The 25,380-nt window shown below is 69.3% G+C and carries 24 protein-coding genes; 6 read left to right on the forward strand and 18 right to left on the reverse strand.

All coding sequences use genetic code 11. The features are described 5' to 3' along the window. Positions 1–19 precede the first annotated feature (19 nt). From ACLJO0_RS18265 to ACLJO0_RS18310, 10 genes are all read right to left on the reverse strand, one after another. A complete protein-coding gene (locus tag ACLJO0_RS18265; protein WP_410579672.1) occupies positions 20–709 on the reverse strand; it encodes a DUF899 domain-containing protein in 690 nt (229 codons plus the stop codon). Next, on the reverse strand, positions 706–1,155 hold the full coding sequence (locus ACLJO0_RS18270) for an SRPBCC family protein (protein WP_410579673.1): 450 nt from the start codon (positions 1,153–1,155) through the stop codon (positions 706–708). Before ACLJO0_RS18270 ends, ACLJO0_RS18265 begins: the two co-directional genes overlap by 4 nt. Next, on the reverse strand, positions 1,152–1,487 hold the full coding sequence (locus ACLJO0_RS18275) for an ArsR/SmtB family transcription factor (protein ID WP_410579674.1): 336 nt from the start codon (positions 1,485–1,487) through the stop codon (positions 1,152–1,154). The genes ACLJO0_RS18270 and ACLJO0_RS18275 overlap by 4 nt, the downstream gene beginning before the upstream one ends. Then, positions 1,477–1,908, reverse strand: coding sequence for an SRPBCC domain-containing protein (locus ACLJO0_RS18280; protein ID WP_410579675.1), 432 nt, complete (start codon positions 1,906–1,908; stop codon positions 1,477–1,479). Before ACLJO0_RS18280 ends, ACLJO0_RS18275 begins: the two co-directional genes overlap by 11 nt. A 75-nt stretch (positions 1,909–1,983) precedes the next feature. Further along, on the reverse strand, positions 1,984–3,384 hold the full coding sequence (locus tag ACLJO0_RS18285) for a pyridoxal phosphate-dependent decarboxylase family protein (protein ID WP_410579676.1): 1,401 nt from the start codon (positions 3,382–3,384) through the stop codon (positions 1,984–1,986). Then, on the reverse strand, positions 3,381–4,685 hold the full coding sequence (locus ACLJO0_RS18290) for an MFS transporter (protein ID WP_410579677.1): 1,305 nt from the start codon (positions 4,683–4,685) through the stop codon (positions 3,381–3,383). The genes ACLJO0_RS18285 and ACLJO0_RS18290 overlap by 4 nt, the downstream gene beginning before the upstream one ends. Positions 4,686–4,719: 34 nt before the next feature. After that, positions 4,720–5,679: a sphingomyelin phosphodiesterase gene (locus ACLJO0_RS18295; RefSeq protein WP_410579678.1), complete on the reverse strand. Its 960-nt coding sequence runs from the start codon at positions 5,677–5,679 to the stop codon at positions 4,720–4,722. A gap of 17 nt (positions 5,680–5,696) precedes the next feature. Next, positions 5,697–7,712, reverse strand: coding sequence for a neutral/alkaline ceramidase (locus tag ACLJO0_RS18300; protein ID WP_410579679.1), 2,016 nt, complete (start codon positions 7,710–7,712; stop codon positions 5,697–5,699). 371 nt (positions 7,713–8,083) lie between these two features. Further along, positions 8,084–9,109, reverse strand: coding sequence for an LLM class F420-dependent oxidoreductase (locus ACLJO0_RS18305; RefSeq protein WP_410579680.1), 1,026 nt, complete (start codon positions 9,107–9,109; stop codon positions 8,084–8,086). Between the two features lie 88 nt (positions 9,110–9,197). Beyond that, positions 9,198–10,118, reverse strand: coding sequence for an oxygenase MpaB family protein (locus ACLJO0_RS18310; protein WP_410579681.1), 921 nt, complete (start codon positions 10,116–10,118; stop codon positions 9,198–9,200). Positions 10,119–10,208: 90 nt separating this feature from the next. Here ACLJO0_RS18310 and ACLJO0_RS18315 point away from each other — a divergent pair, with 90 nt between their 5' ends. Further along, on the forward strand, positions 10,209–10,802 hold the full coding sequence (locus ACLJO0_RS18315) for a TetR/AcrR family transcriptional regulator (RefSeq protein WP_410579682.1): 594 nt from the start codon (positions 10,209–10,211) through the stop codon (positions 10,800–10,802). On the opposite strand, the gene dmpG is transcribed toward ACLJO0_RS18315, so the two are convergent. Both dmpG and ACLJO0_RS18325 read right to left on the reverse strand, forming a co-directional pair. Beyond that, positions 10,793–11,827, reverse strand: a complete 1,035-nt coding sequence (gene dmpG, locus ACLJO0_RS18320) for a 4-hydroxy-2-oxovalerate aldolase (RefSeq protein WP_410579683.1) — start codon at positions 11,825–11,827, stop codon at positions 10,793–10,795. The genes ACLJO0_RS18315 and dmpG overlap by 10 nt on opposite strands. After that, on the reverse strand, positions 11,824–12,726 hold the full coding sequence (locus ACLJO0_RS18325) for an acetaldehyde dehydrogenase (acetylating) (RefSeq protein WP_410579684.1): 903 nt from the start codon (positions 12,724–12,726) through the stop codon (positions 11,824–11,826). Before ACLJO0_RS18325 ends, dmpG begins: the two co-directional genes overlap by 4 nt. A 41-nt stretch (positions 12,727–12,767) precedes the next feature. Between ACLJO0_RS18325 and ACLJO0_RS18330 the strand changes: the two genes are divergently transcribed. After that, a complete protein-coding gene (locus ACLJO0_RS18330; RefSeq protein ID WP_410579685.1) occupies positions 12,768–13,535 on the forward strand; it encodes an IclR family transcriptional regulator in 768 nt (255 codons plus the stop codon). A gap of 3 nt (positions 13,536–13,538) precedes the next feature. Here ACLJO0_RS18330 and ACLJO0_RS18335 read toward each other — a convergent pair whose 3' ends face one another. From ACLJO0_RS18335 to ACLJO0_RS18345, 3 genes are all read right to left on the reverse strand, one after another. Beyond that, positions 13,539–14,642, reverse strand: coding sequence for an LLM class flavin-dependent oxidoreductase (locus tag ACLJO0_RS18335; RefSeq protein WP_410579686.1), 1,104 nt, complete (start codon positions 14,640–14,642; stop codon positions 13,539–13,541). Positions 14,643–14,754: 112 nt separating this feature from the next. Beyond that, positions 14,755–15,465: an MBL fold metallo-hydrolase gene (locus tag ACLJO0_RS18340; protein ID WP_410579687.1), complete on the reverse strand. Its 711-nt coding sequence runs from the start codon at positions 15,463–15,465 to the stop codon at positions 14,755–14,757. A gap of 17 nt (positions 15,466–15,482) precedes the next feature. Further along, positions 15,483–16,007 carry a DinB family protein gene (locus tag ACLJO0_RS18345; RefSeq protein ID WP_410579688.1) on the reverse strand — a complete coding sequence of 175 codons (525 nt, stop codon included), beginning with the start codon at positions 16,005–16,007 and terminating at the stop codon, positions 15,483–15,485. A gap of 155 nt (positions 16,008–16,162) precedes the next feature. Between ACLJO0_RS18345 and ACLJO0_RS18350 the strand changes: the two genes are divergently transcribed. Beyond that, a complete protein-coding gene (locus ACLJO0_RS18350; protein WP_410579689.1) occupies positions 16,163–17,014 on the forward strand; it encodes a DMT family transporter in 852 nt (283 codons plus the stop codon). Here the strand turns inward: ACLJO0_RS18350 and ACLJO0_RS18355 are convergent. Together ACLJO0_RS18355 and ACLJO0_RS18360 are read right to left on the reverse strand one after the other, a co-directional pair. Beyond that, entirely contained in the window at positions 16,995–18,032 is a 1,038-nt protein-coding gene (locus tag ACLJO0_RS18355) for a FecCD family ABC transporter permease (protein ID WP_396561780.1), read from the reverse strand. The genes ACLJO0_RS18350 and ACLJO0_RS18355 overlap by 20 nt on opposite strands. A gap of 23 nt (positions 18,033–18,055) precedes the next feature. Continuing rightward, the gene (locus ACLJO0_RS18360; RefSeq protein WP_410579690.1) at positions 18,056–19,099 is read right to left on the reverse strand and encodes a FecCD family ABC transporter permease; all 1,044 of its coding nucleotides are present in this window, start codon (positions 19,097–19,099) and stop codon (positions 18,056–18,058) included. Between the two features lie 105 nt (positions 19,100–19,204). Between ACLJO0_RS18360 and ACLJO0_RS18365 the strand changes: the two genes are divergently transcribed. From ACLJO0_RS18365 to ACLJO0_RS18375, 3 genes are all read left to right on the forward strand, one after another. Continuing rightward, positions 19,205–20,890 carry an ABC transporter ATP-binding protein gene (locus tag ACLJO0_RS18365; protein WP_410579691.1) on the forward strand — a complete coding sequence of 562 codons (1,686 nt, stop codon included), beginning with the start codon at positions 19,205–19,207 and terminating at the stop codon, positions 20,888–20,890. After that, positions 20,887–22,644, forward strand: coding sequence for an ABC transporter ATP-binding protein (locus tag ACLJO0_RS18370; protein ID WP_410579692.1), 1,758 nt, complete (start codon positions 20,887–20,889; stop codon positions 22,642–22,644). Before ACLJO0_RS18365 ends, ACLJO0_RS18370 begins: the two co-directional genes overlap by 4 nt. Before the next feature lie 113 nt (positions 22,645–22,757). Next, positions 22,758–23,843: an ABC transporter substrate-binding protein gene (locus ACLJO0_RS18375; protein WP_410579693.1), complete on the forward strand. Its 1,086-nt coding sequence runs from the start codon at positions 22,758–22,760 to the stop codon at positions 23,841–23,843. Between the two features lie 385 nt (positions 23,844–24,228). Here ACLJO0_RS18375 and ACLJO0_RS18380 read toward each other — a convergent pair whose 3' ends face one another. Next, on the reverse strand, positions 24,229–25,266 hold the full coding sequence (locus tag ACLJO0_RS18380) for a metallophosphoesterase family protein (protein ID WP_410579694.1): 1,038 nt from the start codon (positions 25,264–25,266) through the stop codon (positions 24,229–24,231). Between the last annotated feature and the right edge of the window lie 114 nt (positions 25,267–25,380).

A 25,380-nucleotide genomic window follows, 5' to 3' on the forward strand; every position in this document is an offset into this window, starting at 1 on the left:
GCCGGACCCTAACCCAGGGTCAAGACCCCGAGCAGCAGCCACCGGCGGGAGCGGCACCCTCGTAAGCGTCGTGCCAGTTCCACCACTCGTACGGCGGCGTCTGCGGATAGCCCTCCGGCGAGTCCTCCCACTCCTCCTGCCGCCCCAGCGCAGTGAGGTCGAGGTAGCTCCACGTGCCACCCATCGCTTCGTCGCCGCGGGCGTCGACGAAGTACGTGCGGAACACCTGGTCACCTTCGCGGATGAAGGCGTTCGTGCCGTGCCATTCGCCGACCCCGAAGTCGACGTCGAAGTCGCTGGTGATCGTGTACCACGGCATCGTCCAGCCCATCCGCGCCTTCAGCCGCGTGATGTCCGGCTGCGTGCCCCGCGAGGCGAAGGCCAAGGTGGTGTCGCGGGCGTTCAGATGCGCGACGTGCGCGACCTGATCGGCGATCAGTGAGCAGCCTTTGCAGGCGTGGTCGGGAAAACCCTCCACCCCGGGATCGAAGAAGGCCCGGTAGACGATCAGCTGGCGACGTCCTTCGAACAGGTCGAGCAGGTTCACCGTCCCTGACGGACCGTCGAACTCGTACGGCTTCTCGATCGCGACCCACGGCATGCGCCGCCGCTCGGCCGCCAGTGCGTCACGGGCGCGGGTCAGCTCCTTTTCCTTCACCAGCAGGCGAAGCCGCGCCTCTTCCCATTCCGCCTGCGAGACGATGTTCATCCCGCCAGCTCCGCGGGCAGGACGCTTCGCCGGTTCGGCTGCCCCTCGCCGGTCGTGATCAGCTCACGCAGGCTGGTGCCGACGTAGAAGGTCCATGCCTTGTGGCAGACGTCGAAGCATTCGTAGTCCGGGACCAGCCCGTGGTGGGTGAAGCGCGCTTCGGTCTTGCCGTCCTTCTCGGCGATCTCGAACGTGATCGTGGTGCCGACCCACTCCGTCTCGTCGCGGGTGAAGTCGAAGTGGTTCTCGAGGACCAGCCAGGACACCTTGCGGCCCGGTACGGACTCCGTGATCCGCATCCGGCAGCGGTGGAGCTCCTCGTAGTGGTACTCGAACTCGTCGCCGGCGTGCACGACCTCCTCCGACCACCACCCGCGGACGTCGTTGAAGGCGTCGAAGACCTGGTGCGGCGTCTGGTCCACGGTGAAACTCGTCGTAAAGCTCATGATGTTCCCTCCAATTGGTCTTTGAGTGCCGCGAGCGGCCCGTCCCAATCGCGGGCGAGCGCGGCGAGGAATTGCTGGGCGACCTGCATCGGCGCCGAATGCAGCCGATAGCGGACGCGGCGCCGCTCCCCCTGCTCCGGGATCACCAGCCCGGCATCGGTGAGCAGTGCGAGGTGCTTGGCGATGGCCTGCCGCGTGATCGGCAGCCGGTCGGCGAGGTCGGTCGCCGTGGCCGGGCCGCCCGAGGCGAGGACGGCGAGAATGCTCCGCCTGCTCGGGTCGGCCAGTGCGACGAAGACCTGTTCGGCGATCGCTTCGGTGTCAGGCGGCATCGAGGTATTCGATCAGTTCACCCAGTTCGGCCGCCCACCCCTTCGTGTTCCCTTCGAACGCGACACGGTGAGCGTCGTCCGGCAGCTGGGAAAAGCCGGACTCGACGACGGTGAGCCGCGTACCGGCACCGGCCGGTTCGAGGGTGAACTCGACGTAGGTGCGGCGAGGGTCGTCGTCGGGGAGACCGTAGATGTTCCAGGTGAAGCCGAAGACCTCCGGCTCTTCGACGCGCTCGACGCGCATCTCCGCTTTGTGCCCCTCGTCCCATTTCATCTCGGCCTCACCACCGGGCCGCAGATCGATGCTCGCCTGGTTCCCGAACCAGGTGCCCAGCCCCTCGGCCGTGGTCAGCGCGGCCCAGACCTTCGCGGGCGGATGGGCGATTTCGACGGTGCGTTCGATCCGGTCGGGGAATCCCACGACGGCCTCCTCAAGTAGCAATCAATCGGTTGCTATAACTTTGTATAGCAACCGACCGATTGCGTCAAGGGCGGATCAGGAAGCCGTGTACAGCGCGCCGAGGAACTCCAGCAGCAGCCGCGCGCGTAACGGCCCGGGCGCGGTGGCCAGCAAGGCGTTGATCTCCGCCATCCGGGTGGGCAGGCCCGCGTCGCCGCCGAGACCCGCGGCCGCCAGCAGCCCGGCGAACTGTTCCGGCGTCAACGTCGCGGGGTCCAGCGCGGCGACGAACTCGGCCACCCGCGGGTCGACGACGACCGGCCCGGCCTCGCGGGCGGCCACGACCGCGGCGCCCAGGTCGGCCAGGAAGTCCTTCTCGCTCCCCCGGTTCGCGGCCGTCACGGTCAGGTGCAGGTTCGCGGGCGACGACTCGTGGGCGAACTGCGGCTGGACGTACCAGCCGCGCTCCCGCATCTCGTCCGCGACGGTGAACAGGTCGAATCCGGCGCCGTCCGCCATGGTGAACGCGAGCAGGGTCGACACCGGATCTCCGAGGACACGCAATCCATCGAGCGCCTCGATCCCGGTGCGGATCTCCACGGCCGCGTCGCGTGCCGCCGAAGCCAGCTTCGCGTAACCCTCGTCGCCGACGTGGCGCACGACCGCCCACGCCGCGGCCAGCGGACCACCGGACCGTGTGCTCTGCAGCGTGGTGTTCAGCATCGTGTAGCCGGGCCAGTCGGCGCTGGCGAAGTACTGCGTCCGGCGAAGTCCGGCGTTGGCGTGCAAGAGAACCGACACGCCTTTCGGGCAGTAGGCGTATTTGTGCAGGTCCACCGAGACACTGGTGACGCCGGGGACGTCGAAGCCGAACGGGCCGAGCTCCAGGTACGGCAGCACCCAGCCGCCGATGCAGGCGTCGACATGGAACCGGACGCCGTCGAGCAGTGCGGCGATCTCCGGGATCGGGTCCAGGACGCCGTGGGCGTACGACGGAGCGCTCGCGACGACGAGGACTGTGCTGTCGTCGGCGGCGGCGGCCATCGCTTCGGGAACGGCGCGGAAGGTCACCGGGTCGACCGGCACCGAAAGCACGCGGACACCGAAGAAATGCGCCGCCTTGTGAAACGCGGCATGCGCGGTCGTGGGCAGCACGATGCTCGGCGAAGACACGTCCGGACGCGCGTCGCGGGCGGCCAGGACCGCGAGCATGCACGACTCCGTGCCGCCCGAGGTCACCGAGCCGACCGTCTCCGCCGTACCGCCCAGCAGACGCGCGGCGGAGCCGACGAGATCGTTCTCCATCCGCAGCAGGCTGGGGAAAGCGGTCGGGTCCAGCCCGTTGGCCGACGAGGCCAGCGCGTGCGCCGCCGCGCCGAGTTCGTCCACTTCGGACAGACCGCTGTCGTAGACATACGCGAGCGTCCGGCCTCCGTGCGTCGGCAGGTCGCCCGCGCGCAGTTCCCGAAGCTCCTTCAGGACGTCTTCGGCGGTCACGACCGGCGCTCCAGCACCGACCTGCGCAGCAGCGGGATGCCCAGCACGATCAGCACGGCCGGGAGGATCGACGCGCCGAGCAGGATCGCCGTGAGCGCGCTGTCCGGCTGCGCGGCCTTGGCGTCGAGGCTGGACTGGTATCCGCCGAACTGCAGCACGAGCCCCCACAGGCCCGGTCCGAGCGCGAGCCCCAGCGTCTCCGACGCCGTCCAGACTCCGGCCGCGACCCCGGCTCTGGTCTCGCCGGTCCGCTCCTCCTCGTCGCTGATCAGATCCGGCAGGATCGCCAGCGGGAACACCGAAATCCCCGCGTAGCCGACACCGCAGAAGGCGACGAACACCATCGTGACGGCGAACGGGAACACCTCGGCGCCGAGGAGCCCGAGCAGGCCGATGCCGAACGCGGCGGTGGCGATCCGGAACCCGGCCAGCTTCCCGAGGCTCGCCCCGAGCCGCGGCCACAGCGGCATGGTGAGCAGCGCCGGGCCGACGAAACCGACGAACAGGACCGTCGCATAGCCCGAGCTGCCGAGGATCCGCTCCGCGAAGTACGGGATCGCGGCCAGTACCGTGCCGATGCCGAGCGCCTGGATGAAGTACACCCCGAGCAGCCAGCGGAACGGCCGCCACTGCGCGAGCGTCCGGAGCAGTTCACGGGGGCTCACCGTGTTCGGCCGCAGCGCGCCGACGGGGGCGCCCTTCAGCCCGAAGTACACGCCGAGTGTCGCGAGCAGGATGACCACGGCGATGAACAAGCCCATCACGCGGTAGCCGGCGACACCGCCGATGAGCTCGGTGATCGCGGGCGCGCCACCGCCGGAGACCAGGATGGCGACCGCGAGGAAGCCGATCCGGACGCTGGTCAGCTTCGTGCGCTCTTCGGCCGAGTCCGTCAGCTCGGCGGGCAGCGCGTTGAACGGCACCTGGAAGAACGCGTACGCGGTGGCGCACAACAGGAACACGACGATCACGTAGATCGCGTCGGGTACCGGGCCACCGAGGCCCGGGTGCGCGAACAGGGCCGCGAAGAGAATCGAGACGCCGATGCCGCCGTAGAGCAGGAACCGGCGCCGGCTGCCGGTGCGGACCATGTCCGCGTCCGACAGCCTTCCCGCGATCGGGTTGAAGAGAACGTCCCACGCCTTGGGAACGAACACGATCAGACCGGCCACGCCCGCCGCGACGCCCATCGTGTCGGTGAGGTACTTCAGGAGGAGCAGGCCGGGAACCGTGCCGAAGGCGCCGGTGACGAACGAGCCGAGCGAGTAGCGGTACCTCGTCCGTGCTGGCAGGGCTGCCATGATCCTCCTCGAGGCGATTCTCCCGATGAAGGCCTCAGTATTGGATCTTGGCCACCACCGGGTAGTGGTCGGAGGGAATCGTGCCACCGTCGTAATGCACGAGCTGTACCGGGCCGACAGCGGCGAGTGGACGGCCGCCCGCGCGCACAGCGCCGACGTAGTCCAGCGAGTCGCGGTAGGTCGCCGGAACGGACTTCGCCGCGTTCGGGTTCGTGGCCGCGTCGAAGGTGTACGAGCCTTCGCCCGTTGTGCGGAGGATGCCGCCGAGGAAGGCTTCGCCCTGCTGGACCTGCGTCCGGCCGAGCGAATCCTTGCGCGTCTGCCCGGCCCAGTACTCGATGTTCAGGTCGCCGGCGACGACGACCGGCTCGGCCGCGGGCGCGTATTTCGTGACCAGATCCCGGATCTCGCCGAGCTGTGCCATCCGGATGTCGTGCGCCTTCGGCAGCGTCTCCGGCCCTTCGTCGGCCTGCATGTGGGTGCCCGCGATCCAGAGCGGCTTCCCGTTGACGACCAGCCGGGCGAGCGCGGCGCCCTTGTTGGACAGGTAATCGGCGGTGCCGGAGTACGAATTGCGGAAGACCAGCTGGTGCTGTTCGGTCACCGGCGCCTTGCTGAGCACGGTGACCCCGCCGTTGACCACGACGGGGGAATTCGAGCAGTTCCCGTTCACCGTGGTCCAGCCCGGCGAGGTGCCGCAGTACTGGCCGACAAGAGGGGTCTGGTGCGGCCAGACGTCCTTCAGCCGGTTCCGCAGTTCCTCCGCCTGGGCGCTGAAAGCCTCGTCCAGGACGACGACGTCGGCGTCGTTCGCGCGGATGACGTCCTCCGCCGCGCGAGCCCTGGCCTGTTTGTCCGAAGTGTTCGGGCTGGCGATCCAGGGCAGTTGCCAGATGTTGAACGCCATGACCTTCACCGAGACCGCGGCCTGCGCGGGTACGGCGGTTCCGGCGAACATCGCGGCGGCGATGGCGAGTACGGCGAGCTTCCGCACGAAAGATCCTTCCGGGGTCAGGAGACGACGAACGTCCGCGAGGTTCCGCTGAACGCGGAGATCGCCCCGTTCCAGCCGTTCTTCCAGTTGCCGAAGTGGACCACGCGATATTTGCCGATCGGGGCGTGCGCGGGGATCTTCCAGTGGACGACGGCTTTCGATTCGGCGACGAACGTCCGCGCCCAGTGGTATTTCGTGTCCCAGTCGCCGTCGTCGGCGTGCCTGATCCACTTGCCGTCGACCAGCCGCTGGATCTCCAGGAACGTGCCACCGCGCCGCAGGTCGTTCTTCGGATGCCCGGTGACGAACTCGACCGCGACCTGTTCGCCGCGCGCGTAGGTGCTCTTCGCGTCGGCCAGGACGTCGCCGAAGCCCTTGAACGCGGGCGCGCTGTCGAACACGACCCCGGGCTGGAAGTTGATCAGCTTGCCGCGCAGATCCCGCGGCGTCGGCCCGTGCGCAACCGTCGTCCCGGTCTTCATCGCGGCCGCGAGCTTGGCGAATTCCTGCTGGTATGCCGGAAGCGTGTAGCGGCCGTACAGGGTCGACGCGCCTTCGTACTGCTGCGAGTCGTACTCCTCGGGCGTGGTGACGTACTGGCTGTACGCGTTCGCGTAACCCTGGACGAGCACGTTCTCCAGCGGGACACCGAGTTCGGCGGCGACGGTCCGGCGCAGGCGCAGCCCGGCGACGATGGTCAGCTCGGCGGGCACGGCGACGAGGTGCAGCTGTCCGATCCGGACGATCTGCAGCGGCAGGACCTCCGGCGTCCACGGATACGGCTTCATCGCGCCGAACGGCACCGCGATCACCTTCGGCGCGTGCGCGTCGGCGAGCGCCTGCGGGATCGGCGCGTCGATACCGCCGAGCCAGTCGATGAACGGGTTCTTCACGCCTTCCGGCAGGGGCAGGCCGGGGCCGTCCTCACGGCTTCCCGCCAGCATCGACACGCCGATCGCGGCCGTGCAGGTGCGCTGGGGCCGCCCGTTCGGCGTGTACTTCGCATCGACGGCGACGTCGGACATGTCCACGTAGCACATCCGGTGGTCGACACCCCCGGTCACGGCTTCGGCGGCCGCGTCGAAGGCGCTCTTGGCCGCGCGGAACTGGAGGTCGCCGATGGTGCGGGTGTTCTCGAACTCGGTTTCGGGCGTGCCGGGTTCGAGGTTCAGGTTCGGGCTCATGTCGCCGGTGTTGGTCTGCGGGAACGCGGCGACGAACCGTGGGTTCCCGTCGAGATAGCGCACGCCGGCGTGGTCGTGCTCCCATTCGTAGGCGGCGTAACCCTTGTTGTCGCCGCTGATCAGGTGGTTGCCGTTGCTCATCGACGTACCGTGCGTGGCGAACCAGCTGATCGCGCCGACGTCGACCCCGTTCTGGCTGAACCGCAGCACCGTGACGGCCGGGTCGATCGCCTGCGGGAAGTGGTCCTTGTCCGCCTTCGGGTTCAGGTCGAAGGCCTTGCGCGAGCGGTTGACGCTCGCCTTGGTGAGCTCGGCGCGTCCGAGCCGGATCGTCCCGGGCGCGAGGTTCGCGTGCGCCCGGCTGATCGCCTCGAAGATCCCGTCGACGTGCGCGTCGTACACCTGCTGTTGGAAGCCGAGGATCGCCAAATCGTAAGCGGCGTAATGGGAATCCCCGCCGCACGCGGAATGGGTGTGCGTGGCGTTGAGGAGCACGTTCTGCTCGGTGTACAGGTCGCCGTACGCGGCCTGGAGCTTGCGCAGCACGCCCTGGTGGACGGACTGGAACAGCGCGCCGAGGTCGGCGGTGACGAAGGCGATCCGCTTGGCGCCGTCGTCGACGACGAAAGCCCGCGCCCGGGTGCGGAGGTGGATGCCCGCGGTCTGCTGCTGCGGCATCGAGTAGCCCATCATGCCGTTCTCGGCCGCCGGGCCGGTGACGTCGGAGAGACCGACTCCGACACGGAAACCCTGCCGCGGCGCGGCTTCGGCGCTCCGTGTGCCGAGCACACTCGCCGCGACCGGCAACGCCGCCGCGCCCGCCAGAATCCGCCTCCGGCTCACCGTCATGAGTCGCACCTCCCGGCCACGAACATGAACCGACTTCACGTTCGTGGCGGGGACGCTACGTGATGGGCCTCACTGTCGCAACCCACGAACGGCCGGGGCTGAAGGGGCCTATCCCCGCATCACACGCGCCGTCCACGCAGTCACGCGAAAGTGCCGGCTCGACCCAGCTGGTCGTCGGTGGTGAGAGGACGGTTAGGGCCCAACCCGGTCTTAGGTATCTACGTGGGTTCCGGCTGCGGTTGATCCTCAGCCCAGTACATGAAGGACCCCTTCACAGCGCCAGGCGCAAGGAAGGGGTCCTTCATGTACCTCGGGCGGGCAACGACACTGGCGCCGAGCCGGTCAAGCCTCGTGAGACCGAAAGCCGCTACCTACGAAAGGGACTCCGCGACCTTCGTGAGCGTGGCGGCATCACCCCGCAGCAGCAGCGTGGTCACCACGGTCTCCTCCCAGGCGGCGAGTTCGTCGCGGATCTTCTCCGCCGGCCCGATCAGCGAGGTGTCCTCGACGAGCGACGTCGGGATCGCGGCGGTCGCCTCGTCCTTGCGGCCTGCCAGGTACAGCTCCTGGACCTTGTCCGCGACGTCCTCGTACCCCATCCTGGCGAAGACGTCGTGGTGGAAGTTGACCGATTTCGCGCCCATGCCACCGATGTACAGCGCGAGCGACGGTTTGATCCAGCTCGCGGCCTCCTCGACGTCGTCGTGGACGAGCACCGGGACGGACGCGGCGACCTCGAAATCGTCGAAACCGTGCCGGGCACCGGGGCGCGAGAAGCCTTCCTGCAGCGCCGCCCGGTAGAAGCCGTCGCTCTTGGGTGAGAAGAACAGCGGGAGCCAGCCGTCACAGATCTCCGCCGACAGCGCCACGTTCTTCGGCCCCTCGGCCGCGAGGAAGATCGGGATCTCCTTGCGGAACGGGTGCACTGTGGACTTGAGCGGTTTACCGAGCCCGGTCCCGCCTTGCAGCGGCAACTGGAAGTGCTGCCCGTCGTGGGTCACCGGCGCCTCGCGCGCGACGACCTTCCGCACGATGTCGACGTACTCGCGGGTGCGGGCCAGCGGCTTCGGATACGGCTGCCCGTACCAGCCTTCGACCACCTGCGGCCCGGACGCGCCGAGCCCGAGCACGAACCGGCCGCCGGACAGGTGGTCCAGGGTCAGCGCGTGCATGGCCGTCGCGGTCGGGGTGCGCGCCGACATCTGGACGATGTTGGTGCCGAGCTTGATCCGGCTGGTCGACGCGCCCCACCAGGCGAGCGGGGTGAACGCGTCGGAGCCGTAGCCCTCGGCGGTCCACACGGAATCGAAGCCGAGCTCTTCGGCCCGCAAGACCGCGTCCAGCGCGCCCTCTGGCGGGCCGGAGGACCAGTAACCGAGGTGGTAACCCAGCTTCATCGAGGCTCCTAGTCAGTGTCCGTACTTGCGGGAAGTCCTGTCGTGAGTGGCGATTCGGGTTCTACCCCGAAGCGCCACTCACGACCACCTAAACGTTCGGTGAGTAGTGCTCGGGTTTGCCCCGCTCCGAAAGCGGCGGAAGGTTCCTCGCGGGAGTCTCGACCAACGGCGCGTCCGGGGCCAGTTCGCCACGCTCCCGGCGCCAGCCCGCCCTGGCACGCGGGTGGTAGCGGCGGTCTCGCGGGACCAGTTTGAACGCCGCGTTGATCAGCTTCCCGACCCGGCGATGCCGCCGCTCGTCGCGTTCGGTCCAGGTGTAGCCGAGCCGTTCGCGGATCGGCGGGTCGTACAGCCCGACCGTCAGCCAGACGAAGTTCCGCGCCACCTGCCCGCGGACGAGGTTCCAGGCGAAGTCCGGCAGCCAGGGCAGGAAATGCGGTTTGGCGATGTCCTGGATCTCGAGGACGTCGCGCGTCGCCTTGTTGTCCTCCAGGACGTCTTCGCACATGCGCTTCCAGTACAGCTGGAAGTCCTCCCACGACTCCGGCACCGGGCGCATGCTCATGCCGTACATCTCGTACCACTGGACGTGCTCGTCGAACAGCTTCCGCTTCTCGGCCTCGCCGATCCCGCCGCAGAAGTTGTCGGCGATGAGGATCGCGCTCACGAAGAACGTCGAATGCGCCCAGTAGAAGGTGTCCGGGTCGAGCGCGTGATAGCGCCGCCCGTGTTTGTCGACGCCCTTGATCCGATCGTGGTAGCCGCGCACCTCCAGCGCGGTCTGCTGGGCGCGCGGGCCGTCGTAGATCACTCCCCCGATCGGGTACAGCGAGCGGAACAGCCGTTGCCAGCGCTCCTCGAAGAACCGCGAATGCTCCTCGACGCCCGCGCCCAGCTCGGGATGCATGTTCTGCATGGATCCGGCCCAGAGCGCGATGAGCAGCCCACGCCAGTCGCCGAAGTACTTCCAGGTCAGCGAATCCGGTCCGAGCGGCCGCGGTGGTGTCATCCCCGGTCTCCTCACTGAGCTGGTTATATTGACCACAACTGTTGTCAGGTTAAAGTTGACAACGGCCGTAGTCAACAAGAGGAGCCGATCATGGCCGGCCGGAGCTGGGCAGGCACGACCCTGGACGACCGCAAGGCCACGCGACGGGAGCAACTCGTCGACGCGGGCCTCGACCTGCTCGGCACCCAAGGCAGCGCCGGGGTGAGCGTCCGCGCGGTGTGCCGCCACGCCAAGCTGACGGAGCGGTACTTCTACGAGAGCTTCACCGACCGCGAAGAACTGGTCGTCACGGTGTACGAGCACATCGGCGAGCAGGCACGGCAGGCGCTCGTCGACGCCGTCAGCGACACGGCCGAACCCGCCGAACGGGCGAAAGCCGCCGTCCGCGCCTTCGTCGAATTGATGCTCGACGATCCGCGCAAAGGCCGCGTGCTCCTGCTCGCGCCGATCACCGATCCCGCGCTGACCACACGCGGGATCGCGCTCCTCCCCTCCTTCGCCGAACTGGTCAGCGGGCAGCTGTCCCACGGTGACGCGGCCGACCGGCAGATGACGTCGATCGGGCTGGTCGGCGCGCTGAGCAACGTGTTCATCGCCTACCTCGACGGTTCGCTCAAGGTGAGCCGTGAGCGCCTGATCGACCACTGCGTCCGCCTCGTGCTCGGCGCCGACCGTCAGCCCTGACCGCGTTCGGCGACCAGCTGCAGGGCGATGTCGATGATCATGTCCTCCTGACCGCCCACGTATTTCGCGGCGCCGACGCGGTAGAGGATTTCGTGCGCCGGGACGTCGTAGCGCTCGGCGGCGCGCTCCGCGTGCAGGAGGAAACTCGAGTACACCCCGGCGAATCCCTGCACGATCGACGAGCGGTCCATCACCGGGAGCCGCGTGATGTAGGGCCTCACGACGTTTTCGGCCGCGTCCATCAGCACGTCCTTGTCGACGCCCGTGCGGATCCCGAGCCGCTCGAAGGTCGCCGCGAGGACCTCGGTCGGCGAGTTGCCCGCGCCCGCGCCGAGCGCCACGAGCGAACCGTCGATCTGCCGCGCACCCGCCCGGTAGGCGAGGACCGAGTTCGCGACGCCGAAGCTCAGGTTCTGGTGTCCGTGATAGCCGACCTGGGCCTCGTCCCCGAATTCCGCCACCAGCGCGGCGACGCGTTCACCCGCGTCCTCCAGGATCAGCGCACCGGCGGAGTCGACGACATAGACACACTGGCACCCGGCGTCGACCATGATCCGGCCCTGTTTCGCCAGCGCCTCGGGGGTGGACATATGGGACAGCATCAGGAAACCGACCGTCTCCAGCCCGAGGTCGCGCGCCGCGCCGAAATGCTGGACGGACACGTCGGCCTCGGTGCAATGGGTCGCGATCCGGACCGCGCCCGCGCCGAGGTCTGCGGCCACCCGCAGATCGCCGACCGTGCCGAGGCCGGGCAGCAGCAGCACCGCGATCTTCGCGTGCCGTGCCTCGTTGACCGCCGCGGCGATCAGCTTCCGTTCGTCCACAAGGGAAAAGCCGTAGTTGAACGTCGAGCCGCCGAGGCCGTCGCCGTGGCTGACCTCGATCAGCGAGACCCCGGCGTCGTCCAAGGCCCGGACGGTGTCGCGCACGTTCTTCTCGGTGAACTGATGCGCCATCGCGTGGCTGCCGTCGCGCAGACTCGTGTCGACCAGCCGGACCTCTCGGCTCACGTCGTCCCAGCTCATGCCGCCACCTCCTGAGTGGCCAGAAGGTCGCCGACACGGGCGGCCGCGGCCGTCATGATGTCGAGGTTCCCGGCGTACTTCGGCAGGAAGTCCCCGTTCCCCGCGACTTCGAGGAACACCGCGACCCGCGCCTGCCCGCTCCAGCCCGGCCGCGGAGGGTCGTATTGGGGATCCGCCTTGAGCGTGTAACCCGGCACGTAACCCTGGACGGTCTCGACCATGCGGTGGATGGATTCGCTCACCGCGTCGAAGTCCGCGTCCGGGTCGATCGCGCAGAACACCGTGTCACGCATGATCATCGGTGGTTCGACCGGATTGATGATGATGATCGCCTTGCCGCGGCTCGCTCCCCCGACGAGTTCGATCCCGCGCGCCGTCGTCGCGGTGAACTCGTCGATGTTCGCCCGGGTGCCCGGCCCGGCCGAACGCGACGAGACGGACGCGACGATCTCGGCGTAGGGCACCGGCGTCACCCGCGACACCGCCTGCACGATCGGGATCGTGGCCTGGCCGCCGCAGGTGATGAGGTTGACGTTCGGCACGTCCAGCCGTTCGGGCAGGCCCACGGCCGGGCAGGTGAACGGACCGACCGCGGCCGGGGTGAGGTCGATCGCGCGGATCCCGGCGGTGGCGTAGCGCGGCGCGTTGGCCAGATGCGCCTTCGCCGAAGTCGCTTCGAAGACCAGGTCCGGCAGTTCGTCGCGCGACAGCAGCCAGTCGACGCCGCCGGCGGAGGTCTCCAGCCCCAGCTCGGCGGCCTTGGCCAGCCCGTCCGAGTCCGGGTCCACGCCGACCATGTACCGCACCTCGACGTGTTCGCTGCGCCTGAGCTTCGCGAGCAGGTCGGTGCCGATGTTCCCGGGACCGACGATCGCGGCCACCGCTTTCCGTTGCGCCATGTCGGGTGACGCTCCCCGAGCGGATAGGGCACACTCAACCCATGCGTGCCGCTGGGCGGAACGACGACCCGGAACGAACCGGAGCGGACGGCCTCGTCGCCGCCCGGATCTCCGCGCTGCTGTCGGCCTTCCGTCCCGGCGACGACGCGCTCGGCGTTTCCGAACTGGCGCGGCGGACCGGACTGGCGAAGTCGACCGTCCACCGGCTCACCGGCCATCTGGTCGCGACCGGTCTGCTCGAACGCGAGGAAGCGACACTGCGACTCGGGCTGAAACTGTTCGAGATAGGCCAGCTCGCGGTGCGGCGCCGTGGACTGGTCGAGGCGGCGCGGCCGTATCTGGCCGATCTCCGCGAGGCGACCAGGAACACCGTGCACCTGGCGGTCTTGGAAGGCACCGAGGTCGTCTATCTCGACATCCTGCGGGGGCCCGACGCGCCGTCACTGCCGTCCCGGATCGGCGGCCGGTTTCCCGCGCACGCCACCGGCGTCGGCAAGGCGATCCTCGCGTTCTCCCCGGAATCCGTGGTGACACAGGTGATCGACGCCGGGTTGCCGCGCGTCAGCGTGCGGACGATCACCGCCGCCGGCCTGCTTCGCCGTCAGCTCGCCAAGATCCATGGCGAAGGAATCGCGTTCGAACGCGAGGAGTCCGGGGTCGGTGTCGTCTGCGCGGCGAGCCCGTTGCTCGACGCGCAAGGGGTGGCGGTGGCGGCGTTGTCGATCTCCGGCTGGGCGAATCGCATGCACACCAACCGGGTCGCGCCCGCGGTGCGGACCGCCGCTTTGGCGTTGTCGCGCACGCTCTGACGTCTACGCGACAAGGCCTCGCCGGACCAGTTCCGGCCGCACGCCTTCACCGAACCAGTACGCCTCCTCCAGATGCGGGTAACCGGAGAGGACGAACTCCTCGATGCCGTGCGCGTGGTACTCCTCGATGAGGTCGGCGACCTCCCTGTGACTGCCGACGAGGGCGGTGCCCGCGCCGCCGCGCACCAGACCGATCCCGGCCCACAGGTTCGGGTGGATCTCCAGACCGCGGACGCCGCCGCCGGTCTTCCCGCCGTGCAGTGCCGCCATCCGCTGCTGGCCGACTGATTCGCTGGCGGACAACTGTTTCTGCGTGTGGGCGATCCGTTCGGGATCGATCGCCTCCAGCAGTTTTCCCGCCTCCGCCCAGGCTTCCGCCGCCGTGTCACGGGAAAGGGTGTGCAGCCGGATGCCGAACCGGAGCTTCCGTCCCTGTTCCTCGGCGAGTTCACGGACCTTGGCGATCTTTTCGGCGACCTGCGCGGGCGGCTCACCCCACGTCAGGTAGACGTCGGCGTGCTTCGCCGCGACCGGAAGCGCGGCCGCGGAGGAGCCGCCGAAGTAGATCGGCGGCACCGGATCGGGTGCCGCCCGGGTGGTCGCGCCTTCGACCTTGAGATGCTCGCCCACGTAGTCGAACGGCTTGCCGCTCCACACGCCGCGCACGATCTCGAGGAACTCGCCGGTGCGCGCGTACCGCTGGTCGTGATCGTGCCAGTCACCGAAACGGCGCTGTTCGACCGCGTCGCCGCCGGTGACGACGTTGAGCAGCACGCGTCCGCGCGAGATCCGCTGGAACGTTCCGGCCATCTGCGCGGCCAGCGTCGGCGAGACCGTCCCTGGCCGGAACGCGACGAGGAACTTGAGGGTGCTCGTCTCGCGGATGAGCGCGGCCGTGGTCAGCCACGCGTCCTCGCACCAGGTCCCGGTCGGCGTCAGCACGCCTTCGAAACCGTTGGCCTCGGCGGCGCGGGCCACCTGGGCGAGGTAGTCGAGGCTCGGCTCGCGGGCGGCGGACGCCCCGGCGGCGCGGCTGGCGTGGAAGTGCTCCACGATCGTCCGGCCGTCACCGGTGGTGGGCAGGAACCAATGCAGCTTGAGCGTCACGGTTCCGAGCTTCGGCTCCCCGCACCGGACTGGTCAAACACCGAGCCCCGCGTCCCGCGATCTGGACGCCCTCCCCCGCAATTCGTCACCTACTTGCGGAGACGGGATGCGGTCAGCCGCCGAACATCAGCCGCCATTCCTCCAGCGACTTCGGTCGGTACACGAAGTTCGTGTCCTTCACCCGCGACAGGTTCGCCGACGGCTCCACCGAGTACTGATGTCCCGGATAGACGACCGGATCGCCGTCCAGCCCGGCCAGCCATTGCAGGCTCCGGTAGATCGCCTCCGCGTCACCGCCGGGGAAATCGGTCCGGCCACAGCCTTCGAGGAACAGCGTGTCGCCGGAGACGAGCCGCCCGTCGACCAGGAAGCACTGGCTGCCGGGCGTGTGTCCCGGCGTGTGCAGCAGCCGGATCGGCACCGCGCCGACCTCCAGCACGTCGTCGTGTTCGTGCGAGCGCAGATCGGTTTCCGAGACGCCGGTGATCCGGCGGACCCACTCGGCTTCGGCGGTGTTGACGTGGATCGGTACCTGGACGCGCTCCAGCAGCTCCGCGATCCCCGGTAGCGAGAAGCCCATCATCTCGCCGCCGACGTGGTCGGGGTGGTGATGCGTCGCGAGCACGCCGGTCAGCCGCATGCCGTCGGCTTCCAGCAGGTCGAGCAGATCGCCGACCGCGTACGCCGGGTCGACGATGACGGCCTCGTTCGTCTCCCGGTCACCGATCAGATAGGCGAAGTTGACCATCTGCGTCGCGACCGGGTCCCCCACCGCGAAGTCGCGGCCCGCGAGCAATTGCCGGAAGTACAGCCTGTCAGCCATGCGGACACCTTACGGCGCTACTCCCCCGTGGTTCCGTCGGCCAGCTCCCGCAGGATGTCCAGATGCCCGACGTGCCGCGCCGTTTCCTGGACGACGTGGGCGAGCACCCAGCGGACGGTGAACTCCCCCGACCGGCGCGCCCGGTCGTCCGGCGAAGCCCCGGCCAGCGACGACTCCGAAAGCGCCCACTCGGCGCGGTACGCCTCGACGACCGAACGCGGGTCGTCGTCCTCGGTCAGGTCCCAGCTCGGATCCGGTGAGCCTTCCCACAACGAAGGCAGCTCGGCGCCGCCCGCTTCGATCGAGAGCCACCAGCGCTCCACGGCGGTCAGATGTTTGAGCAGTCCCAGCGCGCTCATCCGCGGGGACGCCGTCAGCGGGGTCGCGGCCGCCTGCTCCCTGGTCAGCCCGGCGACCTTGTTCACCGCGGTGGCGCGGAGGAAGCGCAGGAAGTCCCACTGGATCCCGGCTTCGTCCTCGGCGATCCCCGCCGGCCAGGCGCGCTCCACCGGCTCGGCCGCACTCGAACCCGTGTTCGACATGCGGTCACTGTACACAAACGGCGAACTCGCGTGCTTGAAGGCGTAACTCATGAGTTACGCCTTCAAGCACGCGAGATCGCCCTTTGATCACGTGAGTTACGCGCCTGATCACGTGAGATCTCCGGGTGGACACCGCAGGACTAGGCTCGGGTTGCATGTGGTGGGGTTTGATTTGCGCGTTCTTCGCGGCCTGTGCGTACGGCGTCGCTTCGGTGATGCAGGCGATCGCCGCGAAAGCGACCTCGGGCACCGAGGACCGCGTCGATCCCCGGCTGCTCGTGCGGGTGTTGCGGCAGTGGAAGTTCGTCGCGGGTCTGGCGCTGGACGTGATCGGGTTCGTCGCCCAGCTCGCCGCCCTGCGCGTGCTGCCCTTGTTCGTGGTCCAGGCGGCGCTGGCGGGAAGCCTCGCCGTGACCGCGGTCGCGGCGAGGACGCTCGGTGTCCGATTGGGACGTCGCGAGTGGACGGCGGTCGCGGTCGTCTGCGCGGGGCTCGCGTTGCTCGGGATGTCGGCGGAGAGCGAAGGCTCGTCGGCGACCGGGCTGGGTTTCCGGCTCGTGCTGATCGGCGCGGTGGTCGTACTCGGCACGGCCGGGATGCTCGCGGGCCGCGCGCCGCGGCGGATCCGGACGCCGGCGCTGGGCCTGATCGCGGGCCTGTGCTTCGGCGTGGTCGCCCTGTCCGGCCGCGTGCTCACCAGCCTCGCCCCGCTGGATCTGCTGACCGACCCCGCCGTCTACACCTTGGCCGTGGCTGGCGCGCTGGCGATGTTGTTCTACGCCACCGCGTTGCAACGCGGCAGTGTCACCACTTCGACCGCGATGATGGTGATCGGCGAGACCGTTTTCCCTTCCCTGATCGGGGTTCTCGTCCTCGGCGACACCACGCGACCGGGGTTCGCGGCCGTGGCGGCGGTCGGGTTCGTGCTCGCGGTGTCTGCGGCGCTGGCGCTGGCCCGCTTCGGCGAGCCCGCGCCGATCGAGCCGGTCAGCGCGCAGCTCGGCTGACCCCGCGCCGGGAAACCAGGAGCCAGGCGAGGTACAGCCCGCCGATCGCCCCGGTCACCAGACCGACGGGCAGGCCGGCGAGGAACTGCTGGGTGATCAGATCGCTCGAAACCAGCAGGAGCATGCCCATCAGCGCGGCCGCGGCGAGCCCGGGTCCCGAAGACCGCGTCAGCCGCTTCGCCAGCTGAGGCGCGGCGAGCGCCAGGAACGCGATCGGACCGGCGGCGGCCGTGGCGATCGAACACAGCCCCACACTGACCGCGAGGAGCACGACCCGGCTCCGCTGCACCGGCACGCCCAGCCCCTTGGCCGAGTCGTCACCCATCTCCAGCAGGGAAAGCCTTCTGCCGTAGACCAAGGCGGGCGGGAGCAGGACGGCGATGGCGATCGCGACCGGGACGACGTGCTCCCAGCCGCGTCCGTTGAGCCCACCGACCAGCCATGCCTGGGCAGCCAGGCCGTCCTGCCAAGCGGCCCTGGTGATCAGGTACGAGTTGAACGCGATGAGCATCGCGTTCACGCCGATGCCGACGAGGATCAGCCGGAAGGTGTGCACGCCGCCTTTCAGGGCGAGCAACGCGATCAAGGCCGCGGTGACGACGCCGCCGACCAGCGCGCCCAGCGACACCTGGAGCATGCCGCCGTGCACGACGATGATCGTCAGCAACGCGCCCGCGGCGGCGCCTTCGGTGAAGCCGATGAAATCGGGGCTGCCCAAGGGGTTCCCGGACAGGCTCTGCAGGATCGCGCCACTGACCGCGAGTGCGCCGCCGACCAGCAACGCGGTCAGCAGCCGCGGCAGCCTCAGGGTGGTCACGATGAACTCGGTGCTCCGGTCGCCGAAGCCGAACAGCGTCTGGATGACCTCGCCGACGGACAGCGGGTAGTCGCCGGTGGTCATGCTGACCGCGCCGACGAAGAACACGGCGACGGCCAGCAGGGTGACGACGATCGCCGCCCGCGGGGTGACGCGCAGGGACAGTCCGCCGCCCGGGGTGCGCAGGACGCGGGTGCTCATCGGTGGGCGCTCCTTGATCGCGGTCACAGGCGGGCCAGCTTCCTGCGGCGGCAGAGCGCGATGAACACCGGCGCGCCGAGGAACGCGACGACGATGCCCGCCTGCAGTTCCTCCGGCGGATTCAGCACGCGGCCGACCACGTCGGCGCCGATCAGCGCGATCGGCGCCAGCAGCATCGAGTACGGCAGGACCCAGCGCTGGTCCGGGCCGACCAGCATGCGCGCGGCGTGCGGCACGGCGAGCCCGAGGAACAGGACCGGCCCGACGGCCGCGGTTCCCGCGCCGCAGAGCAGGGTCACCACGATCGCGCCCAGCACGCGGGTGCGGCCGATGTGGGCGCCGAGCGCCTTCCCGGTCTGGTCGCCGAGCGCGAGGATGTTGAGCGGCCGGGCGAGCAGCAGCGCGATGACCGCACCGACCGCCACGAACGGCGAGATCTGCCAGAACACGTCCCATTTGCGGCCGCTGAGCGAACCGACGTTCCAGAAGCGGAACTGGTTGAACGTCTCGGGCATCAGCAGCAGGATCCCGACGATGTAGGCCTGGAGCACCGCCATGACGGCGGACCCGGCGAGCACGAGCCGGTCCGGGGTGGCGCTGCGGCCCGCCGAGCCGAGGACGTACACCACGACCGACGCGATCGCCGCCCCGGCGAAGGCGAACCAGATGTAGCCGAGCACGCCGGTGACCCCGACGAACGCGATCCCCGACACGACCGCGGCCGACGCGCCGGTGTTGACGCCGAGCAGGCCGGGGTCGGCGAGCGGATTCCGGGTGAGCGCCTGCATCACCGCGCCCGCCAGGCCGAGCGCCACGCCGACGACCACGCCCAGCAGGGTCCGCGGGATGCGGAGGTCGTGGATGATCACCGCTTCGGTCGAGCCGTCGTTATGCCACAGCACCGACCAGGTGGAGGTGAACGGGATGCTCTTCGACCCCACCCAGATACTGAGCAGGAACACGAGCGCCAGCAAGGCGAGCCCGACCACCAGACCGCCCGCGCGGAACGTCCGTGCCGCCGCGCTGGGCGGGGACGCCGCGGCGGGCGCGCGTTCGGTGACGACCACGGAGCCTCCCTTCGAGTGAGGCGAGGCTAACCGAACGCCGGAGTTCACCTCAACGAGCTACCTACTTAGACTAGCCTTACCTACCCCCGACCCACGGAGGCGCCGGTGTCCGCAACGGCCACCACCAGCCGGAGCGTCCTGCGCCAGGCCATCTCCGGGCAGCGACGTCGAGTCACGCTCGCTTCCGTGCTCGCCGCCGGACATCAGGGCGGTGAAGCACTCGTCCCGGTGATCATCGGGGTGGTGATCGACCAGGCGGTCGCCGGCGGTTCCGTGGGCACGCTCGTGTTCTGGCTCGCCGTGCTCGGCGTGGTCTTCGCGGGACTGTCCTACAGCTACCGGTTCGCCGCGAGAGCGGCCGAAGGCGCCTCGCTGCGGGCGGCGCACGATCTCCGCATCGCGATCAGCCGCCGCGTCCTGCATCCCGGTGGTGGCGCCGAAAACGGCAAGCTGGCGGGTGAACTGGTCAACATCGGCACCAGCGACGCGCAGCGGGTCGGCGTGGTGAACGCGGCGCTGCCGTTCGGGATCGCCGCGCTCGCCGGGGTGCTGGTCAGCGCCGTCGCCCTGCTGCGCATCTCGCTTCCGCTGGGTCTCCTCGTGCTACTGGGCACGCCGCCGCTGCTGTACCTCGCGCATCTCATCGGCAAGCCGCTGGAACGCCGCAGCGAGGCCGAACAGGAGCGGTCCGCGCACGCTTCGGGGGTCGCCACGGATCTGGTCTCCGGTCTGCGGGTGCTCAAGGGCATCGGCGCCGAACCCGCCGCCGTCGCGCGTTATCGGGACACCAGCCAGAACTCGCTCAAGGCCACCTTGCGCGCCGCGAGGGCGAAGGCCTGGCACGACGGCGCGGTGCTGGCGCTGACCGGCGTCTTCATCGCGGTCGTCGCGCTCGTCGGCGGGCATCTCGCCTCGTCGGGATCGATCAGCGTCGGCGACCTCGTCGCCGCGGTGGGGCTGGCCCAGTTCCTGCTCACCCCGTTCCTGATCTTCTCGTGGGTCAACGGCGAACTGGCGCAGGGCCGCGCGTCGGCGTCCCGGGTCGCCGACCTGCTGACCACGCCGGTGGCGGTCGAACCGGGTGACGGCGAACTCCCCGCCCCCGCCGGCGGGAACGTCAAGTTCACCCAGGTGTCGTACCGCAGCCTTCGCGGGGTCGACCTCGACATCCCGGCCGGGCAGCTGATCGGCGTCGTCGCCGCCGATCCGGCCGCCGCGACCGATCTTCTCGACTGCCTCGGCCGCGCGGGCGATCCCGCCGAGGGCCAGGTCCACGTCGACGGCGTCGATCTGTCCACTGTGGACCCTTACCGGGTGCGGGAGATCGTCCTGGTCGCCGCGCACGACGCGGACCTGTTCGAAGGAACCCTGGCGGAGAACGTGCACGCCGGTGGCCGCGACTCCGGCGACGCGCTGGCCGCGTCGGCCGCGGACGAGGTCGCGGCGGCGCTGCCGGACGGCACCGCGACCGCGGTCACCGAACGCGGGCGTTCCCTCTCCGGCGGGCAGCGGCAACGGGTCGCGCTCGCCCGCGCACTCGCCGCGGACGCGCCGGTGCTCGTCGTCCACGACCCGACGACGGCGGTGGACACGGTGACCGAGGCGAAGATCGCCACCGGGCTCGCCCGGCTACGACAAGGACGGACCACGATCCTGGTGACCACGAGCCCCGCCCTGCTCGCCGTGACGGACCGCGTCGTCGTCCTCGACGGCGGCCGGATCACCGGCGAGGGTGGCCACGCCGAACTCGCCCGCGACCGCGCCGACTACCGCGCGGCGGTGCTGTCATGACGCGCGAACTGCTCCCCACCGCCGACGGCAAGCGGATCCGCGCGGTCCTCGGCGAACTGCTCCGCACCTCGAAGGCCCGTGCCGCCGGCGCGCTGGCGATGCTCGTCTGCGCGACCGCGATCGGACTGCTCACCGCACGCCTGCTCGGCCACATCGTCGACCTGGTCATCGAGAAACGGCCCGCGACCGAACTGACCACCCCCGTGGTGGCACTGGTGCTGGTCGCCGTCGGGCAGGCGATCGCGACGGCGCTGGGTGTCTCGCTGACCGCGAAGCTCGGCGAAACACTGCTGGCGGAACTGCGCGAACGGTTCGTCGACCGGGCGCTCGGTCTCCCGCTGGAGCAGGTCGAACGCGCGGGCTCCGGCGACCTGACCGCCCGCGTCACCAACGACGTCACGGTGGTCGCGAGGGCGGTCCGTGAGGCCCTGCCCGAACTGGGCCGCTCGGTGCTCACCATCGTGCTGACCCTCGGCGCGCTCGCCGTCCTCGACTGGCGGTTCCTGCTGGCCGCGTTGCTGGCGACGCCGATCCAGCTGCACACCGTGCGCTGGTACGTCCGCAACGCCGTGCCGTTGTACGCGAAGCAGCGGATCGCGACCGGTTCGCAGCAACAGCAACTGCTCGACACGATCGGCGGCGCGAAGACCGTCCGCGCGTTCCGGCTCGCCGACGCCCACGTGGAGCGGGTCCGGCAGCGGTCCGAGGGCGCGATGGACCTGATGCTGCGCGGTGTCCGGCTGATGACGAAGTTCTTCGCCCGGCTCAACCTGGCCGAGTTCGTCGGCCTCTCGGCCGTGCTCGCGGCCGGTTTCCTGCTGGTGGGCGCCGACGCGGTGACCGTCGGCGCGGCGACGGCGGCGGCGTTGTACTTCCACAGCCTGTTCGGTCCGATCAACAGCGCGCTGGCGCTGGTGGACGACGCGCAAGCGGCCGCCGCGAGCCTCGCCCGGCTGGTCGGTGTCGCCGACCTGCCAGCCCCGCGCGAACCCGAGCTGCCCGCGAAACCCGTTGACGCGTCGGTGAAGGCGGCCGGGCTCTGTCATTCCTATGTGGACGGACACCCGGTGCTGCGGGACGTCGACCTCAGCCTCTCCCCCGGTGAACGGGTCGCGCTGGTCGGCGCGAGCGGAGCCGGGAAGACGACGCTGGCCAAGCTGATCGCCGGGATCCACACCCCGGACTCCGGGAAGATCGCCGTCGGCGGGGTTCCGCTCGACGAGCTCGGGCCGTCCGCCACCCGGCAGGCCGTCGCGCTGATCAGCCAGGAGGTGCACGTCTTCGCCGGTTCGCTGGCGGACGACCTCCGGCTCGCCCGTCCCGGCGCGACCGACGCGGAGTTGCTGGCCGCCTTGGAAAAAGTCGGCGCGCGCGGCTGGGCGGAGGCACTGGACGAAGGTCTCGCGACCGTCGTCGGCGAAGGCGGGCACCAGCTGACCGTCACCCAATCCCAGCAGCTGGCGCTGGCCAGGCTGGTCCTCGCGGACCCGCCGATCGCGATCCTCGACGAGGCCACCGCCGAAGCCGGGAGCGCGGGCGCGAAAACCCTCGAAGCCGCCGCGGCCGCCGCGCTGGAGGGCCGGACCGGTCTCGTCGTCGCGCACCGGCTGACGCAGGCCGCTGCGTCGGACCGCGTCGTCGTGCTCGAAGCGGGCGTGATCGTCGAAAGCGGGACACACGACGAACTCGTGGCATCCGGCGGTCAGTACGCAACGCTTTGGGCGGCATGGTCGGACAACCGTTCACGGACGTGACCCGGGACGCACCGTCACCGGTTGCAATCGAGCGGTCCGCGTCTTAGGTTAGCCAAACCTGATTCTCGATTAATCCGGCATTGCGCCGGACCGCCGATCACGAAGGACGGATGATGGCCCGAATCCCCACCCTCTCCGCCGTGCGCGGGCGCCTGAAGACCGCCGGCCTGCTGGCGTCCACCCTGGTGCTGGCCGCCTCGCTCACCGCGTGCGGAGGAGGCGGCGAGTCGGCCACCCCGGCCGCGCAGAACTCCGCCGGCTCCGCGGTGGACGCGAACGCGTTCCCGACGACGATCGAGCACAAGTACGGCAGCACCACCATCACGCAGGAGCCCAAGCGTGTCGTCACGGTCGGCCTGACCGAGCAGGACGCGCTGCTCGCCCTCGGCGTGGTCCCGGTCGGTGTCACCGACTGGCTCGGCAAGTTCCCCGGCACCATCGGCCCGTGGGCGACCGACAAGCTCGGCGGCGCCGCGCTGCCCGAGGTCCTCAAGGACGTGGACGGGCCGCAGTACGAGAAGATCGCCGCGCTGAAGCCGGATCTGATCATCGCGCTGTACTCCGGGCTCACCAAGGAGCAGTACGACAAGCTGAGCCAGATCGGCGTCCCGGTCGTCGCGCAGCCCAAGGAGTACAACGACTACGGCATCCCCTGGAACGAGGCGACAAAGAAGGTCGGCCAGGCCGTCGGGCGCGCCACCAAGGCGAACGAACTGGTCAAGGGCGTCGAAGACAAGTTCGCCCAGGTCCGCAAGGAACACCCGGAGTTCGCGGGCAAGTCGGCCCTGATGGCGTCGACCTACGAGGGCTACTTCGTCTACGGCAGCCAGGACGGTCGCTCGCACATCCTCGAATCGCTCGGTTTCAAGCTGCCCGCCGACCTCGACGCCGCCATCGGCGACAAGTTCGGCAAGAGCCTCAGCGCCGAGCGGACCGACCTGCTCGACCGCGACGCGCTCGTGTGGCTCATCGACACCCCGGCCAAGGCGCAGGAGATCCTCGGCAAGGACGCGCTCTACAGTGGTCTGAAGGTGTCGAAGGAAAAGCGTGAGGTCTTCATCGAGAATGAAGGCACCTATGGCAGCGCGGTCTCCTTCGTGACCGTGCTGAGCCTGCCGTACGTGATCGACCGGATCGTCCCGCAGCTCGCCGCCGCGGTCGACGGCGACCCGAAGACCGAGGTCAAACCGGCCAACTGAGCCGTTTCCTCTTGAGTACATGAAGGCCCCCTTCCTTGCGCCTGGCGCAAGGAAGGGGGCCTTCATGTACTTCCGGGGTCCTTCTGGGCGCGTCCTGTAAGTCTGTTCGATGGGGACGTTGAGTGTCCCTATATCCACACACCCCTCACTCGCTGTCAGGGCGATCGCTGACCGTGTGGATTTTGGTGCGTTGGATGACCGGAAATCCCCTCCGGACCAGTCCACCCGGCCCCAGTCCACAGCATCGGAGGTAGGCCTTCGTCGGCTGGAATCGCCCGTGCCGCCAGGGACCGCCTGGGCGCCGTGCCTGGCAGGAGGTGTTGCGAAAGTGGCTTTCGCAACCCAGCCGGTTACGCGTGAAGGCACCCGCCGCACCGACGCCCGATCAGTGCGGGAATCCCCAGGAGTTGTGCAGCGGAACGGTGATCTGCTTCAGCCAGGTCTTCGTGGTGAAGTCCCTGGCCTTGATGACCACCGAGCCAGGTGAGACCTCGACCTGCAGCCCTTGGTTGAACGCGCCGCCAAGGGATACTTCCCCGCCCTTGCCGTCGTCCGTCCAGCCGGTCTGCACGGCGGCTGTGTTGACGACGGTGAACCCTTCGAGATTCCCGGTGCCCGGCACCACCCGGCGGACCACCCAGTCCGACAGGTTCAGATCCCAGTGCGTGTGCCCGGAGAAGAGGAACACGTCCCGGTGGCGGCCGAGGATCGAAAGCAGCCTGTCGGGCTGGAGGTAGTCGGACCGGTAGAGCTTGTTGTGCGTACCGGAAACGGTGTTGGGCAGCGGATGATGGGTCAGCACCATCACCGGGCTGCGCCGGTTCGACCAGTACCGGAGGCGCTGTTCGAGCCAGGTGAACTGCCGGTCGCTCATCCAGACCTCGTCCCACAGTTTGGGGTCGTGGTACTTCGCGTACTGCTCGGTTCCGAGGCAGAGCACCGGAACGCCGCCGAACGACGTCTCGGAGTAGACGGTGTTGCGGCCCGCGAACCGGTAGAAGCTGCGGAAAAGCGAGTCCTCGGTCGTCCCGTTGGGCCAGGTCTCCTGCGCGAGGGTGTCGGGATCCCGCCACTTCGGGACGTAGAACTCGTGGTTGCCGATGGCCCACGCGACCTCGCGCGGATGCGGGTGCTTGTCGAAGGTCGAGCGAAGCTGGGCGTACTCGAAGTCGTAGCCGCGCGGGGTGAGGTCCCCCGCGATACCGAGTCCCGCGCTGCCGGGGTTGATCGCGTGCAGGTCGTCGAGTGCCTTGCCGAAGTCGGCGAGATCCCCCTGGATGTCGCTGAGGATGTTGAAGCGGACGACCGGCCAGTGCGGTCCCCACTTCGCTTGTCCCTGGGGTTGCGCCTCCGCCTCACCCGGCAGCATCGCTGCCCCTGCCGCCGCACCACCGGCCGCCACCATGAACGCTCTTCGATCCATAACCCGAACGTTACTCACGTTTTATGGACGAATTCGGTCGCGATTCTGAACAACGCAAGTCCGTGAAGGCCTCCTTGAGGGACTCTGGATCCCTCAAGGAGGCCTTCACGGAAC

Source organism: Amycolatopsis sp. lyj-108, from assembly GCF_046549005.1.
In the GTDB taxonomy this organism is placed as follows: Bacteria; Actinomycetota; Actinomycetes; order Mycobacteriales; family Pseudonocardiaceae; genus Amycolatopsis.

What these genes read in the sequence shown, in the direction of transcription:
- ACLJO0_RS18330 (WP_410579685.1), top strand. Translation starts at nt 12,768, where the DNA reads ATGCGTGCCGCTGGGCGGAACGACGACCCGGAACGAACCGGAGCGGAC.
- ACLJO0_RS18315 (WP_410579682.1), top strand. Translation starts at nt 10,209, where the DNA reads ATGGCCGGCCGGAGCTGGGCAGGCACGACCCTGGACGACCGCAAGGCC.
- ACLJO0_RS18380 (WP_410579694.1), bottom strand. Translation starts at nt 25,266, where the DNA reads ATGGATCGAAGAGCGTTCATGGTGGCGGCCGGTGGTGCGGCGGCAGGG.
- ACLJO0_RS18350 (WP_410579689.1), top strand. Translation starts at nt 16,163, where the DNA reads ATGTGGTGGGGTTTGATTTGCGCGTTCTTCGCGGCCTGTGCGTACGGC.
- ACLJO0_RS18345 (WP_410579688.1), bottom strand. Translation starts at nt 16,007, where the DNA reads ATGTCGAACACGGGTTCGAGTGCGGCCGAGCCGGTGGAGCGCGCCTGG.
- ACLJO0_RS18310 (WP_410579681.1), bottom strand. Translation starts at nt 10,118, where the DNA reads ATGACACCACCGCGGCCGCTCGGACCGGATTCGCTGACCTGGAAGTAC.
- ACLJO0_RS18305 (WP_410579680.1), bottom strand. Translation starts at nt 9,109, where the DNA reads ATGAAGCTGGGTTACCACCTCGGTTACTGGTCCTCCGGCCCGCCAGAG.
- ACLJO0_RS18370 (WP_410579692.1), top strand. Translation starts at nt 20,887, where the DNA reads ATGACGCGCGAACTGCTCCCCACCGCCGACGGCAAGCGGATCCGCGCG.
- ACLJO0_RS18325 (WP_410579684.1), bottom strand. Translation starts at nt 12,726, where the DNA reads ATGGCGCAACGGAAAGCGGTGGCCGCGATCGTCGGTCCCGGGAACATC.
- ACLJO0_RS18375 (WP_410579693.1), top strand. Translation starts at nt 22,758, where the DNA reads ATGGCCCGAATCCCCACCCTCTCCGCCGTGCGCGGGCGCCTGAAGACC.
- ACLJO0_RS18340 (WP_410579687.1), bottom strand. Translation starts at nt 15,465, where the DNA reads ATGGCTGACAGGCTGTACTTCCGGCAATTGCTCGCGGGCCGCGACTTC.
- ACLJO0_RS18290 (WP_410579677.1), bottom strand. Translation starts at nt 4,685, where the DNA reads ATGGCAGCCCTGCCAGCACGGACGAGGTACCGCTACTCGCTCGGCTCG.
- ACLJO0_RS18270 (WP_410579673.1), bottom strand. Translation starts at nt 1,155, where the DNA reads ATGAGCTTTACGACGAGTTTCACCGTGGACCAGACGCCGCACCAGGTC.
- ACLJO0_RS18265 (WP_410579672.1), bottom strand. Translation starts at nt 709, where the DNA reads ATGAACATCGTCTCGCAGGCGGAATGGGAAGAGGCGCGGCTTCGCCTG.
- ACLJO0_RS18300 (WP_410579679.1), bottom strand. Translation starts at nt 7,712, where the DNA reads ATGACGGTGAGCCGGAGGCGGATTCTGGCGGGCGCGGCGGCGTTGCCG.
- dmpG (WP_410579683.1), bottom strand. Translation starts at nt 11,827, where the DNA reads ATGAGCTGGGACGACGTGAGCCGAGAGGTCCGGCTGGTCGACACGAGT.
- ACLJO0_RS18275 (WP_410579674.1), bottom strand. Translation starts at nt 1,487, where the DNA reads ATGCCGCCTGACACCGAAGCGATCGCCGAACAGGTCTTCGTCGCACTG.
- ACLJO0_RS18355 (WP_396561780.1), bottom strand. Translation starts at nt 18,032, where the DNA reads ATGAGCACCCGCGTCCTGCGCACCCCGGGCGGCGGACTGTCCCTGCGC.